The organism is Amycolatopsis halotolerans (assembly GCF_042647905.1).
Lineage (GTDB): Bacteria > Actinomycetota > Actinomycetes > Mycobacteriales > Pseudonocardiaceae > Amycolatopsis > Amycolatopsis halotolerans.
The window spans coordinates 84680-98050 of sequence record NZ_JBHRWI010000001.1; the positions used below are offsets into that span (position 1 = coordinate 84680).

The following is a 13371-nucleotide window of genomic DNA, read 5'->3' on the forward strand; positions in this document are numbered from 1 at the left end:
TGGCATGGTGCCTTCGCTGAGGAGAGTCTTCCCCCGCGCCGCCGAAGTACGACCGGCCCGGTTCGGCAGTCGACCGTCGCTCAGTTGCTTGGCTGCTGTTGCCGCCGCCTCGATGCCGCGGGATGCGAAGGCGAAGTTCTCGTCCTCATCCGGACGGCCGCCGGGGCGCCGTTGCGCCGGTGTCCCCCATCCCGACTCGCGCTTCGGCCCCGCCGCTGAGATCCGGATCGGCGGCACGGTGGAGCGTCAGTGGTCCCGGTGTCTCTGATGAGATGTGCGGGCTGTTGGGGTGCCGGTCCTGCGGAGCGAATTACAAGCGTGGCGTTTCACGTGAAACTCGCCGCCCCTCTCACCCGGGTCGCCGGGTTTCACGTGAAACGACCTGTGGATCGCTCGGCGACTCGAGTGGAGTTGTCCACAGTTGCGGTCTGTCGACTCGATTTGGCGTCGGCATCAGGGACAATCAACCGAGCGCGTTTCACGTGAAACGCGCGGAGCGAGGAGTGGGAGTAGTGAGCTTGGACGGCGCCACCGGGACGGTCCGGACCGCGGCGGTGGAGGTGTTCGGGGAGCGCGTCGAGCAAGCCGCCGGGTACGTGGAGCTGCTGGCGACTCATGGGGTCGAGCGAGGGTTGATCGGTCCGCGTGAGGTGGACCGGCTGTGGGAGCGGCACGTGCTGAACTCCGCGGTGATCGGCGAGCAGATCCCGTCCGAGGCACGCGTGGTCGACGTCGGGTCGGGTGCCGGGCTTCCGGGAGTACCGCTGGCGATCGCTCGACCGGACCTCGATATCGTGCTCTTGGAACCCATGGCTCGCCGGGTTGACTGGTTAGCCGAGGTCGCCGAGAAGCTGGAACTCCCGATCACCATCGTCCGTGGACGCGCCGAGGAGCGGTCCGTACGCGAGCAGCTGAGTGGCGCAGACGTCGTCACCGCCCGCGCGGTCGCCCCTCTTGCTCGGCTCGCGGGCTGGTGCCTTCCCCTGGTTCGTCCCGAAGGTCGACTGGTTGCCCTCAAGGGCGCCAGCGCCGCTGAAGAGATCTCCCGTGACCGCGACGCGGTGCGCAAGGCCGGTGGTGCCGAACCACAGGTCGCTGAATGCGGGAAGGCAGTACTCGAAGTCCCCAGCACGGTGGTCCTGATCCGTCGCCTGCCGCCGAAGCCGACCCGGCCACGCGGCAGACGGAGCTAGCGAACGACAAGAGCCGCGCCGTTCCACGTGAAACATCGCGGTGTGAACGCCCCGAATCGTCTACCAGGAGGAGGTGTCGAGACCGGTGAATCCCCCGCCGTCCGACTCCGCGCAGGCCAGCCAGGAGATGGGCTGGACGCCGATCGCTGAAGAAGCCGTTCGCGCCGCGAGCGTGCTCCACCCCAAGGAAGGGGTGCTCCCCCGGCCGTCTCGCCGCCGGGTGCTGACCGTCGCCAACCAGAAGGGCGGGGTCGGCAAGACGACCAGCACCGTCAACCTGGCCGCGGCGCTCGCCGTGCACGGGCTGAAAACGTTGGTGATCGACCTCGACCCCCAGGGCAACGCCAGCACCGCGCTCGACATCGACCACCGCTCCGGGACGCCCTCGATCTACGAGGTGCTCATCGGCGAGGTCTCGATCGCTGAGGCAGCGCAGCAGAGCGAGCAGTCCCCCAACCTGTTCTGCGTGCCCGCGACGATCGACCTCGCCGGCGCCGAGATCGAACTCGTCTCCATGGCGAACCGCGAGACGCGGCTCAAGGAGGCGCTGTCGGCCGAGGTGCTCGACCAGATCGGCGTCGACTACGTCTTCATCGATTGCCCGCCGTCGCTCGGTCTCCTGACCGTCAACGCGATGGTGGCGGCGCAGGAAGTGCTCATCCCGATCCAGTGCGAGTACTACGCACTCGAAGGTCTCGGGCAGCTCCTCAGCAACATCGAACTCGTGCAGCAGCACCTGAACCGCGAACTCAGCGTGTCGACGATTCTGCTCACCATGTACGACGGTCGCACCAAGCTGGCCGACCAGGTGACCAACGAGGTCCGGAACCACTTCGGCGACACGGTGCTGAAGACCGTCATCCCGCGCAGCGTGAAGGTGTCCGAGGCACCCGGCTACGGCCAGACCGTCCTCGCCTACGACCCCGGTTCACGTGGTGCCATGAGCTATCTCGACGCGGCGAAGGAGATCGCCGAGCGGGGTGTGAACGAGAGGAGCAGCACCACATGACTGAGCGCAGAGGAGGGCTCGGCCGCGGGCTGGCGGCCCTGATCCCGACCGGACCGGCGACGCCTCCTCCGGCCGCGACCGAGGCCACGCCCTCGGAGCAAGCGGTGCGCGAGGACAAGGGCTGGTTCGCGGCGAACGGTGCCGCGGGCCAGCCGGTCGCGGGCGGCGAGGTCGCCGGCGCGGTGTACCGCGAGATCCCGGTCAGCTCGGTCAAGCCGAACCCGAAGCAGCCTCGCCAGGTTTTCGACGAGGAAGCGCTCGCCGAACTCGAGCATTCGATCCGCGAGTTCGGGCTCATGCAGCCGATCGTCGTCCGCGAACTCGGCGACGACGAGTACGAACTCGTCATGGGCGAGCGCCGGCTGCGCGCCTCGCAGCAGGCGGAACTCGAGGCGATCCCCGCGATCGTGCGGCAGACCGCCGACGAGTCGATGCTGCGGGACGCGTTGCTGGAGAACATCCACCGCGTGCAGCTGAACCCGCTCGAAGAGGCGGCCGCTTACCAGCAGCTGCTCGACGAGTTCGCGGTGACGCACGAGGAGCTGGCCAGCCGCATCGGCCGCAGTCGTCCGGTCATCACGAACACCATCCGGCTGCTCAAACTCCCCCTCGCCGTGCAGCGGCGGGTGGCCGCAGGCGTCCTGTCCGCCGGGCACGCGCGGGCGCTGCTGTCGCTGGAGGATCCGGAAAGCCAGGAGGAACTGGCGGCGCGGATCGTCGCGGAGGGCATGTCGGTGCGCGCAACCGAGGAAGCCGTCACGCTGAAGAAGAGCGAGAAGCCGGCCAAGCCGAAGGCCGCTCCCCGCAAGCCGATTCAGGCGCCCGGATTGCAGGAACTCGCGAACCGGCTGTCCGATCGGTTCGACACCCGGGTGAAGGTCGACCTCGGCCGACGCAAGGGGCGCATCGTCCTCGAGTTCGGCTCGGTGGACGACCTCGAGCGGATCGTCGGGATCATCGACGCGAATTCCGGGGAAAAATCGGCGAATCAGACCGACGAAACCGATTAGGGATCACCCAGGGTCGTTTCGTCACGGTGATGATTGCGGATCGAGGCGGCCATGGTCACCCGGAGTGGCCGCCGGAATCGACCGGCGCGGGGAGGGGCGGCAGACCGCCGCCCGCCCCCGTCCGCCAGGTTTTAGTTCGCGCGAGCGACGGCGCGCGCGACGAGGTCCGCGAAAACTGAACCGAGGGTGGTGCCGGCGGCTTCGACGGCCATCGGCACCGTCGAGGTTTCGGTGAGACCCGGCGAGAGGTTCACTTCGAGGAAGTGGACTCCCCCGTCCGGCGTGATCACCGCGTCGGTGCGCGAGATGTCGCGCAGCCCGAGCCACCGGTGCGCGCCGACGGCGAGTTCGCTGACCGCCTTCGCGGCTTCGTCGGAAATCCGCGCCGGGGTGAAGAAGTCGGTAAGACCCGCGGTGTAGCGCGCGGTGTAGTCGTAGACGCCGCTCTCCGGCACGATCTCCACCGCGGGCAAGGCCTCGGCCCCGTTCTCCCCTTCGATGACCGTGACGGCCACTTCAACGCCGTCTACGAACCGTTCCGCGAGCACGGTGTCGCCGTAGGCGAAGCAGCCGACCATCGCTGCGGGCAGCTCGGATGCCTCCCGAACCACCTGCGTGCCGAGCGCGGACCCGCCCTGATCCGGCTTGAGGATCAGCGGAAGACCGAGCCGCTCGACCATCGCGTCGAGCACCGACTGGGCGCCCAGCTCCCGGAAAGTGCTGTGCGGCAACACAACCCAGTCCGGCGTGAAGAACCCGGCCTGCTGCACGAACGCCTTCGCGGTCGGCTTGTCCCAAGCCCGGCGGCAGCCCTGCGAATGGGTGCCGACGAACGGCACGTCGAGCATCTCCAGCACGGTCTGCACCGAGCCGTTCTCGCCCTCGCCGCCGTGCAGGGCGACGACAACCGCGTCCGGACGCTGCGTGCGCAGCCGTTCCAGCAGTCCGGCGTCGGTGTCCCACTCCTCCACGGTGAGGCCCTCGGCCCGCAGCGCGGCGGACAGCCTGCGCCCGGAACGGAGCGAAACGTCGCGTTCGTGGGAAAGCCCGCCGGCGAGCACGGCAACGGTACGGTCGACCACCGTGGGAACTCCTTAGTGTCGCAGGGCCGGTCAGACCGTGTCCGGAGACGGGGTCTCGGGCCCCGGGATGGTGCGCGCCTTCACGCTACCGAAGGTGCGGCTGAGGTCCATTTCGGACTCGAGCACCGCGGCGAGGCGGCGCACGCCTTCCCGGATGCGCTCCGGCGTCGGGTAGCAGTACGACAACCGCATCTGGCGGGAGCCGAAACCGTCGGCGTAGAAACCGGTGCCGGACGCGTACGCCACCCGAGCGGTGACCGCACGCGGCAACATCGCTTTGGTGTCAACGCCTTCCGGCACGGTGACCCAGACGTAGAAGCCGCCGTCGGGGTTGGTCCAGGAGCAGCCGGGCGGCAGATACTGTTGCAGCGCCGACAACATCGCGTCGCGGCGTTCGCGGTAGTTCTCCCGGAACTTCTTGATCTGGCCCTTCCAGTCGTGCGTCGCGAGATAGCGCGAGACGATCATCTGGTTGAAGGTCGGCGGGCACAGTGTCGCGGATTCCGCTGCCAGCACAAGCTTTTCGCGCACCGCGTGCGGCGCGAGCACCCAGCCGACGCGCAGCCCGGAGGCGAACGTCTTCGAGAAGGAGCCGAGGTACACGACGTTGTCCGGGTCGAGCGAGCGCAGCGCCGGGTAGGCCTGGCCGTCGAAACCGAGCAGGCCGTACGGGTTGTCCTCGATGATCAGCACGCCGTGCTCGCGGCAGATCTCGACGATCTCCGGACGCCGTTCGACAGACAGGGTCACGCCGGCCGGGTTGTGGAAATTCGGGATCGTGTAAAGGAATTTGACCCGCTGTCCGGCCTTTTCGGCCTGGCGCAAGGCTTCCCGCAACCCTTCGGGCACGAGACCGTTTTCGTCCATCGCGACGTGCACGACGTTCGCCTGGTACGCGGAGAAAGATCCGAGCGCGCCGACGTACGACGGGCCTTCGGCGATCACGACGTCGCCGGGGTCGCAGAAGAGCCGGGTCACCATGTCGAGGCCCATCTGGGAACCGACGGTGACCACGACGTCGTCGGGGTGCGCCTTGATGCCCTCGAGAGCCATGATTTCGCAGATCTGGTCACGCAGCGCCGGAACTCCGTGCGCGGACCCGTACTGCAGGGCGACGAGCCCCTCCTCGGCGATGATCTCGCCGACCTGAGCCGAGAGCGTGTCGAGCGGCAGCGCGGCGAGGTTCGGCATGCCGCCGGCGAGCGAGACGACCTCCGGCCGGCTTGCCACTGCGAAAAGCGCGCGGATCTCGGATGCGGTCATCCCGGCGGTACGGGCTGCGTACCGGTCGAGATGCGGGTCGAGATTGTGGCGGCCGGTCTGCGGCATGGCTGGGCGGTTCTCGGTCATCGGACACCTGAGGGCTCGGTGGGTACCTGCTGGTAGATCCATCGAGTGTAACCGCGGCCTCTTCCGGCTCCCCGCTCTTCCGGCGCTTGTCACATCGGCCTATCCTCGGGGAGGTTCTTCCGGTGCTGCCTGCGCTCTTGCGGGCGCTGAGGCCGGAGTTGCGGGGTCCAGGGAGGTTTCAGGTGTCACGTCGCGTGGTGGGCGTCACCCTGGACAATCTCGAGCACCTGCCCAAGAACTGCCGGCAGTGCGTGTACTGGGAGCTCGCGCCGCACCTGAAGGCGCAGGCTGAGGAATACGGCTCCACCGAGGTCGAGAAGGAAGCCTGGGTGTCCAGCGTGCTGCTGGAATGGGGTTCCTGCGGCCGCATCGTCTACAGCGACACGCTGCCGGTCGGGTTCGTGCTCTACGCCCCGCCGAACGCGGTGCCCCGCTCGCTCGCCTTCCCGACGTCGCCGCCCAGCGCCGACGCCGTGCTGCTCACCGCGGCCCAGATCCTGCCGGAATTCCGCGGCGGCGGCCTCGGCCGGATGCTGGTGCAGGCCGTGGCGAAGGACCTGACCAAACGAGGCGTCCGCGCGATCGAATCCTTCGGCGACGCCACTCCTGACGAACAGGACCCGCTTGGCCAGCACTCGTGCGTGCTGCCCGCGGCGTTCCTGCAGAGCGTGGGCTTCAAAACGGTGCGCCCGCACCCGAAGTACCCGCGGCTGCGCCTGGAACTGCGCTCGGCGATCACCTGGAAGGAAGACGTCGAAGCGGCCCTGGAACGGCTGCTCGGCCAGGTGACGATCACGACCGCGGAGCCGAGCCTCGGCCGCGCTTGACCCTTCGCCTCGCTGCTTACGCCATTCCAGGTCTGTTCAGATCAGCCAGAATGACCTTGCTGGCACCCACCATGAACAACCCGCCTGACTCGCTCGCCGCGATCCGTAACTCCCGGCCCCGCTCTGGCTCCATGGTCACTCTCCGTGCCGATCGCCCGGTGTCCCCGGCTTCCCGCCGAGCTTCCCAGGGGCTCCCACCCCTCGCTCCGAGCGCCGCGATGGGCCCTCCCTGACCCGCCTCGCAGCCGCCTGAACAGCATCGACCGAGGTCAGCCAGCGCCCGATCCCCCGCCGGTCCGCTCCGCATCCGGACGTGGCCTGCCGGTGCGCGACGCACCCCATACCACCTCCGGATCGCCGCGAAAACACCCACGCCCGGTACCTGTGCACAACTGTGGAAGAACCCCCGAGTTATCCACAGATTGCAGATAGAGGCCGTGGAAAAGCTGTGGATGGATAGAATGGATCTGGGGACGCCCCCCGGTGAGGGTGGGGGCTGCCCCCAGGGGTGGTGGCGGCTGGAGCGGCTGGGCGCAAGTTCTTGTGGCGCCGGTTAAGCGGTGGGGTGGCTCCGGTTGTTAGGTGCTGGGGCCGCGGTTGGTGGCGTGTGGGGTGGGGTGCAAGGCGTGGGGTGGGGCTGGGGAGTGCCGGGCAGGGGGTGCGCCGGGCGGTGGTGACTGTGGGTAGTGGGTGGCTGAGGTGAGGTCGGGTCAGCACGGGTAAACGGGAGGGGGCGCGGAGGGCTGAGACGGGCACGAGCCGGTTGGGGCGTGCCGAGTGGGGCCCTGGCGGTCTTCGGCGGGGAAAGTCCGGTTCAGGGCGACTCAGGGCTCAGGCAGGGGTCAATGACGAAAGGCCGAGGTCTCGCGAAGGAGCGCTATTCAGCCTTCGCGAGTTCGTGGGCCAGGACGTCGGCGAAGGTGAAGGTGCCGGTCGGCTGGTCGCCCTCGCCCAGGAGGTAGAGGCGCTTCACGGCGATGAGGATGCCCTCGGCCACGACGTCGCGGAAGGCGGGGTCGCCCAGGCGGGCGGCGTCGTCCGGGTTGGTCAGGTAGCCGATTTCCACCCGGACGGCTGGGCAGCGCGTGCGGGTGAAGATTTCCCACGTCTTGTAGTGCGTGCGGCAGTCCAGCAGACCGGTGCGGGCGGCGACCTCGCGCTGGATGAAGCCGGCCAGCAGTTCGCCGACGGTGGACGTCGTGCCGTTGCCGGTGCCGAAGTGGAAGCTCGCCACGCCCTGTGCGCGCGGGGACGGGTTGCCGTCGCTGTGCAGCGACAGGAACAGGTCCGCGCCAGCGTCGTTGGCGAAACGGGCGCGTTCGAAGTCCGTCGGGCTGTGGTTCGGGCCTCGGCTGATCAAGGCTTCCATGCCGGTGGCCTGCATCCGGCCTTCGAGCCGGCGCGCCAGGTCCCAGGCGATGTCCGCTTCGCGCAGGCCGCCGGCGACGACGCCAAGGTCCTCGCCGCCGTGGCCCGGGTCGATCACGATGCGCTTGCCGCGCAGCCGCGGGCCTGCCTGGCGCACCTGCTCCTGCTCGCGCAGGAAGACCGGGCGGCCGCCGCGGGCGCGCGGGGACGACAGGCGGTGCAGTTCGCGGATGGTGGCCGGGCCGCAGATGCCGTCCGACGTCAGGCGCATGTCGCGCTGGAACGTGCGCAGGGCGCGCTCGGTCTGGGGGCCGAAGTAGCCGTCCGGGCGGCCCGCGTCGAAGCCCAGCTCGGTGAGCCGCTCCTGAAGAGTGAAAACGTCGTCGCCGTTCACCGGCGCCGACAAAAGGTACTGGAGCGGGCGGCTCCCGAGGTGATAGCTGGCGCCCTTGAGCGCCTGGTACGTCGCCTGGCCCACTACGCCGTCGGTGATGAGCCCGCGGCGCTGCTGGAACGCGCGCACGGCCTGCTCCACCGCGACGTCGAACGTGTTGTACCGCTCGGTCCCCGCCACCGGCGGGAGCAGATCCATCCCGGCAAGGATCGACCTGATCTCGGCGACGTCGGGACCGGCGTCACCGCGGCGGAGTACCCGCATGCACTCCTCGCTCTTCCTCAGGCACCGAAACCGGCTCGATGCGAAACAGAAACCTGGGTAGGGGTGTACCCAGGCACCTATTGTGCCCTGTGAACTCTCGGTGAGTACGCAGGCCCGGTCGGTGCGCCCCCGGAGGGGTGCGCGGTCCCTCGGCGGACACGCCGAGTGCACCTGCGCGCACACCCCCGTGCGGGTGGTTCCCGAACGTGCGAGAACCCGGACCGGCGAGTCGATCGTCGCTGGCCCGGGTTCTCAGCAGGCGGACCGGCTCAGAGCACGTCGGCGAGATCGGACAGCAGCGCGGCCTTCGGCTTCGCGCCCACGATCTGCTTCACCGGCTTGCCGCCCTGGAACAGGATCAGCGTCGGAATCGACATCACCTGGTAGTCACGCGCCGTGTTCGGGTTCTCGTCGATGTCGAGCTTCGCGACGGTGATCTTGTCGCCGTTTTCCTTGGCGATCTCCTCGAGCACCGGGGCGACCATCTTGCACGGCCCGCACCAGGTCGCCCAGAAGTCGACGAGAACGGGCTTCTCGCTGGTGAGGACGTCGTCCACGAACGACTTGTCGGTCACCTTCACGGGTTCGGACATCGCTTGCTCCTTCAACTCGGTGGGAAAGTCAGTGCTCGCCGGCGGCTGCGGGAATCGGTGCGCCGCCGACCAGTTCCGGTGCCTCGTTTTCGCCGTGCTCCGCGAGCCATCGTTCCGCGTCGATCGCCGCGCTGCAGCCGGAACCGGCAGCGGTGATCGCCTGCCGGTAGGTGCGGTCCACCAAGTCTCCGGCGGCGAACACGCCGGGCACGTTCGTGTAGGACGTGCGGCCCTGGGTGAGCACGTAGCCGTCCTCGTCCACGTCCACCTGTCCGCGCACCAGTTCGCTGCGCGGGTCGTGGCCGATCGCGACGAAGAACCCGGTCACGTCGAGCGTCTTCTCGTCGCCGGACCGCGTGTCGCGCACCTTCAGGCCGGACACCGTCCCGTCGCCCTCGACGCCGGTGATCTGCGAGTTCAGCTGCCACTTGATCTTCTCGTTCGCGCGAGCGCGTTCGAGCATGATCTTCGACGCCCGGAACTCGTCGCGGCGGTGCACGATCGTCACGGACTTGGCGAACTTCGTCAGGAAGGTCGCCTCCTCCATCGCCGAGTCGCCGCCGCCCGCGACCGCGATGTCGTGGTCGCGGAAGAAGAAGCCGTCGCAGGTCGCACAGGCGGACACGCCGCGGCCGAGCAGCTCCTGCTCGCCCGGCACCTTCAGGTACCGCGCGGCGGCGCCCATGGCCAGCACGACCGCGCGCGCGGCGTAGCGCTTGCCGTTCGCGACGACGTACTTCACGTCGCCGGTCAGCTCGAGCGACTCGACGTCCTCCGCGCGCAGCTCGGCGCCGAAACGCTCGGCCTGCTTGCGCATCTCCTCCATCAGGTCCGGACCCTGGATCCCGTCGCGGAAGCCCGGGAAGTTCTCGACCTCGGTGGTCGTCATCAGCGCGCCGCCGAACTGCGTGCCCTCGAACACCAGCGGTTCGAGCTGTGCGCGCGCCGCGTAGACCGCTGCGGTGTAACCGGCAGGACCCGACCCGACGACGATCAGGTTCCTGATTTCCTCGGCAGCCACCCGTCAACCCTCCGCTCGTCATGACCTGTGCTCCAGGCTCAACACGATCGTAGGTGGAGGTGTTCCCGGCGGTGACGTCCGCTACGTCCGGGCCGCTACTTCTTGCCGACCACCTTGTCGAACAGCTTGTCCGCGTTCCCCGGCCCGCAGTCCGCGCCGAACGCGACCAGCCGGAACTGCGCGAGCTTGCCGGTGGTGTAAATCGCCACCACGCCCGGCTTGCCCCCGACGGTCACCGGCCGCACGCCTTCCGGCCGCACGTTCGGGTCCATGCCCGCCGCGGTGACACACGCGTCGAACCGCTTCGAGTCCTGCAGCGGGCCGTAGTTCCGCACGCCAAGACCGCCGCCCAGCAGCGATTCCGCACCGCTGCCGTCGCTGCCGACGGACGGGCCGCCCACCGCGGACGGTGCGGGCGCGGCGACGCCGGACGTGTCCGTCTTGGTCGCCCCGGGAACGGTCAGCGTGATGGCCACCGCGGCGGCCGCGGCGGCGGTCAGGATCCCCGCGCCCCAGCCGAGCTGCCGGTTCCGCCGTTTCCGCGCCGCCGACAGGTCCACCACCGGCGCGACCGGCGGCTCAGCGGGCTCGGGTGCGGGCTGCGGTGCGGCCGCCGGAAACGTGGCCTCCTGCCGGGCCGCCGACTCCGCGGCGAGCGCGGCGTCGAGCCTGGCCGCGAACTCCGCGGGCATCGGCGGGGCCGGTTCCGCGGCGAGCGCGGACAGGTCCGCGGTGGTCGCTTCGAGGGCCTCGAGGATCGCGCGCGCCTCCGGATCCGCGTTCACCCGCGGCCAGAGTCGCTCCGCCTCCTGGTCGTCGAGGACCCCGGCGTGGAGGTCGGCGAGCAGGTCGACAGACCAGGGCGGCCCGATGGTTCCGCCTGCCCCCCGGCTCTCGTCCGTCATCGTCCCTCCCCGTTCCCCGGCGAGCGCTGGGCTCGCCCGGCACTCCGGGACCCCTCCGAAGTGGCGTGCTTGCGTTTGCTTTCGTTAGTTGGGACGTCGCCACCCCCGTCCGGGTTCCGCAGATGACCGAGAACCTTCGCGAGTTTTCCCCGCCCGCGCGCGCATCGGCTCTTGACCGTGCCCTCGGCGATGCCGAGCATTTTCGCCGTCTCGGCCACGGAATAGCCCTCGACGTCGACGAGCAGGATCGGCGCGCGCTGGTCTTCGGGCAGCTCGTCGAGCGCCTTGCGGACCAGCAGGCTGGTTTCCTTCTCCGCCATCGAATCGCCGGGCGCGGCCGGTTCGTTGAACTCCCCGGTCTCCGGAAGCGGAACGGTCGGGCGGGCCTGCCTTCGCCGGATCCGGTCGAGGCACGCGTTCACCACGATCCGGTGCAGCCAGGTCGTGACCTGCGACTCCGCGCGGAACTTGCCCGCCGCGCGGAACGCCGAGATGAACGCCTCCTGCAGCGCGTCCGCCGCCTCTTCCGGATCTCGCAGCGTGCGCAGCGCCACCGCCCACAAGCGGTCTCGATGCCGCCGGACCAGTTCACTGAACGCATGCGGATCGCCCGCGGCGTGTGCCGCGATCAGATCCGCATCCGTGGGAGCTGCAGCCGTCACCCGGCAGAGCCTACTGAGTCGTGCTCGCAGCTCACGCCGCAGGCAGGAAGCTCAGTTCTCCGATCTGGCTCACGAAGCCGTTGCCGCCGTTGTCGCCCAGCTGAGTGATCCAGACGATGAAGTACTGGCTTTGCGTCGGCTGCTGCAGGGTGATCGTCGTGTCCGGCCCGTTCAGGTCGCCGCTTCCGACCACCTTGGTGTCGTCGAGCTGCGGATTCTTGCTGTCCGCCGACCGGATCTCGACCTTCGTGCCCGGGCTGTCCGCGCTGATCTTCACCTGCGCGAGGTTCACCGGGTTGTCGAACTGGACCGCGATCCCGACGCCGGGCTTCAGCGTCGGCAGCTGCTGCTGGTACTGGTCGGTCTTCCAGACCGTGCCCGGGTCGCCGTCGATCGTGTTCTTCGCGCGGCCCGGGTTGTCGCCGGAGCCCTGCGGGTTGTAGAGCGACGCCGACTTCGGGGCCACCGGGTCGCCGATCTTCGGCGCCGCGGGCGGCTGGTTCGCCGGCGGCGGCGCCTGGTTGCCCGGTTTCGCCGGAGCACTGCTCGGCGGGGCCGCGACGTTGATCGCGGGACCGGTGGGCTTGCCGTCGCCCTGGAACAGGTTGATCAGCATCAGCCCGCCCCACGCGAGGATCACCACGGTGGCGACCACCAGCACGGTGACGCCGAAGGCCAGCTTCCGCCGCCGCGCGACGTCCTTCACCGGCTTCTTCGTGGTCCAGATCGTGCCGTCGGTCTCCGCCGCCGCCTCGTCCTTGCCGACCGCGTTGATCAGCTGGGTGCGTTCCTCCTGATCGGCGACCTGGCCGAGCACGCGCAGGATCGCCGAGCTGGTGCGGATCCCGCCGCTGCCGCCGTCCTCGATCGTGCGCACGGCCAGCGAAGACAGCTCCGGCGGCACCGCGGGCACCAGCGACCGCGGCGGCACGACGTGCCCCTGCGGGGTGAGCGGGGCCGCGGGGATCGCGGGCGGTCCGCCTGGCAGCGCCCAGCGTCCGGTGAGCAGCAAATACAGCACCGCGCCGAGCGCCTTGACGTCGTCGCGGAGAGTGGCTTCCGGCAGCGGGCCGGGGAACGCGAGCTTGAGCGCGCCGCCCGGGGTGAGCCGCAGCCGCTGCGGGTGGTCGAGGCCGAGGACGAGACCGTTCTGATGGGCGTGGTCGACCGCTTCGGCGAGCGCCTGCACCATCCGGGCGGCCGCGGCGGGGGCCACCGGGCGCTGCGCGACCAGGTCCACCAGGTCGCTGCCCTTGGTCCACTCCGCCACCACGACGCCGAGCAAGCCCTCGCTCGAGGTGACGCCGCTGCCGAGGCTGAGCACGTCCAGCACCCGTGCGACGCCGCCGTGCCCGAACTTGGACGCGTGCGCGGCCCGCTCCAGCGTGCGCCGGGCCTGCCGGGCCGCCTCCGGATCCGCCGGATCGCCGACCAGCAAGGTCAGTGCGACATCCCGCTTGAGCTGCCCGTCTCGCGCCCGCCACAGGTGCGCGGCGGCTCGTTCGTCCACCCCGAACTGGGCAAGCAGGCGATACCGGCCGTCGCCTACGACGCGTCCGGGCGCGAGCGATCCGCCCCGGGCGCGAATGCCCGCGGCGTCCCCCGCCTGCTCGCTTCGTCTCGTGTCCACGCTCTCTCCCGCTTCGCTCCCGGCACCGAGGGTACCCGGATCATCAGCCGTAGAAGCGTCGTG

General features: G+C 69.6%; 12 protein-coding genes. 4 read left to right on the forward strand and 8 right to left on the reverse strand.

The genetic code is table 11. From position 1 onward, the window contains the following. Positions 1–512: 512 nt before the first annotated feature. The 3 genes from rsmG to ACFORO_RS00440 all read left to right on the forward strand — a co-directional run bounded on the left by rsmG (position 513) and on the right by ACFORO_RS00440 (position 3212). Positions 513–1193, forward strand: coding sequence for a 16S rRNA (guanine(527)-N(7))-methyltransferase RsmG (rsmG, locus tag ACFORO_RS00430; RefSeq protein ID WP_377872858.1), 681 nt, complete (start codon positions 513–515; stop codon positions 1191–1193). 85 nt (positions 1194–1278) lie between these two features. Further along, positions 1279–2202: a ParA family protein gene (locus tag ACFORO_RS00435; RefSeq protein ID WP_377872857.1), complete on the forward strand. Its 924-nt coding sequence runs from the start codon at positions 1279–1281 to the stop codon at positions 2200–2202. Then, positions 2199–3212, forward strand: coding sequence for a ParB/RepB/Spo0J family partition protein (locus ACFORO_RS00440; RefSeq protein WP_377872856.1), 1014 nt, complete (start codon positions 2199–2201; stop codon positions 3210–3212). Before ACFORO_RS00435 ends, ACFORO_RS00440 begins: the two co-directional genes overlap by 4 nt. Positions 3213–3343: 131 nt before the next feature. Here ACFORO_RS00440 and ACFORO_RS00445 read toward each other — a convergent pair whose 3' ends face one another. Next, positions 3344–4294, reverse strand: coding sequence for a D-alanine--D-alanine ligase family protein (locus ACFORO_RS00445; RefSeq protein WP_377872855.1), 951 nt, complete (start codon positions 4292–4294; stop codon positions 3344–3346). 30 nt (positions 4295–4324) lie between these two features. Further along, on the reverse strand, positions 4325–5644 hold the full coding sequence (locus ACFORO_RS00450) for an aminotransferase-like domain-containing protein (protein ID WP_377872854.1): 1320 nt from the start codon (positions 5642–5644) through the stop codon (positions 4325–4327). Between the two features lie 182 nt (positions 5645–5826). Here ACFORO_RS00450 and ACFORO_RS00455 point away from each other — a divergent pair, with 182 nt between their 5' ends. Then, entirely contained in the window at positions 5827–6471 is a 645-nt protein-coding gene (locus ACFORO_RS00455) for a GNAT family N-acetyltransferase (RefSeq protein ID WP_354735879.1), read from the forward strand. Between the two features lie 877 nt (positions 6472–7348). Here the strand turns inward: ACFORO_RS00455 and ACFORO_RS00460 are convergent. The 6 genes from ACFORO_RS00460 to ACFORO_RS00485 all read right to left on the reverse strand — a co-directional run bounded on the left by ACFORO_RS00460 (position 7349) and on the right by ACFORO_RS00485 (position 13308). Continuing rightward, complete coding sequence (locus ACFORO_RS00460; RefSeq protein WP_354735877.1) at positions 7349–8497, reverse strand: N-acetylmuramoyl-L-alanine amidase; 1149 nt, start codon at positions 8495–8497, stop codon at positions 7349–7351. Between the two features lie 269 nt (positions 8498–8766). Further along, complete coding sequence (trxA, locus tag ACFORO_RS00465) at positions 8767–9090, reverse strand: thioredoxin (RefSeq protein ID WP_009085330.1); 324 nt, start codon at positions 9088–9090, stop codon at positions 8767–8769. A gap of 28 nt (positions 9091–9118) precedes the next feature. Then, positions 9119–10111, reverse strand: coding sequence for a thioredoxin-disulfide reductase (trxB, locus tag ACFORO_RS00470; protein WP_377872853.1), 993 nt, complete (start codon positions 10109–10111; stop codon positions 9119–9121). A 95-nt stretch (positions 10112–10206) separates the two neighbouring features. Beyond that, positions 10207–11016 carry a hypothetical protein gene (locus ACFORO_RS00475; RefSeq protein WP_377872852.1) on the reverse strand — a complete coding sequence of 270 codons (810 nt, stop codon included), beginning with the start codon at positions 11014–11016 and terminating at the stop codon, positions 10207–10209. Beyond that, positions 11013–11678, reverse strand: a complete 666-nt coding sequence (gene sigM, locus ACFORO_RS00480; protein WP_354735871.1) for an RNA polymerase sigma factor SigM — start codon at positions 11676–11678, stop codon at positions 11013–11015. Before sigM ends, ACFORO_RS00475 begins: the two co-directional genes overlap by 4 nt. A gap of 31 nt (positions 11679–11709) precedes the next feature. Beyond that, positions 11710–13308, reverse strand: a complete 1599-nt coding sequence (locus ACFORO_RS00485) for a protein kinase family protein (protein WP_354735869.1) — start codon at positions 13306–13308, stop codon at positions 11710–11712. Between the last annotated feature and the right edge of the window lie 63 nt (positions 13309–13371).

Excerpts from the sequence above, each read along its gene's own strand:
- trxA (WP_009085330.1), bottom strand. The coding sequence starts at position 9,090 with ATGTCCGAACCCGTGAAGGTGACCGACAAGTCGTTCGTGGACGACGTC.
- ACFORO_RS00460 (WP_354735877.1), bottom strand. The coding sequence starts at position 8,497 with ATGCGGGTACTCCGCCGCGGTGACGCCGGTCCCGACGTCGCCGAGATC.
- ACFORO_RS00475 (WP_377872852.1), bottom strand. The coding sequence starts at position 11,016 with ATGACGGACGAGAGCCGGGGGGCAGGCGGAACCATCGGGCCGCCCTGG.
- ACFORO_RS00440 (WP_377872856.1), top strand. The coding sequence starts at position 2,199 with ATGACTGAGCGCAGAGGAGGGCTCGGCCGCGGGCTGGCGGCCCTGATC.
- ACFORO_RS00450 (WP_377872854.1), bottom strand. The coding sequence starts at position 5,644 with ATGACCGAGAACCGCCCAGCCATGCCGCAGACCGGCCGCCACAATCTC.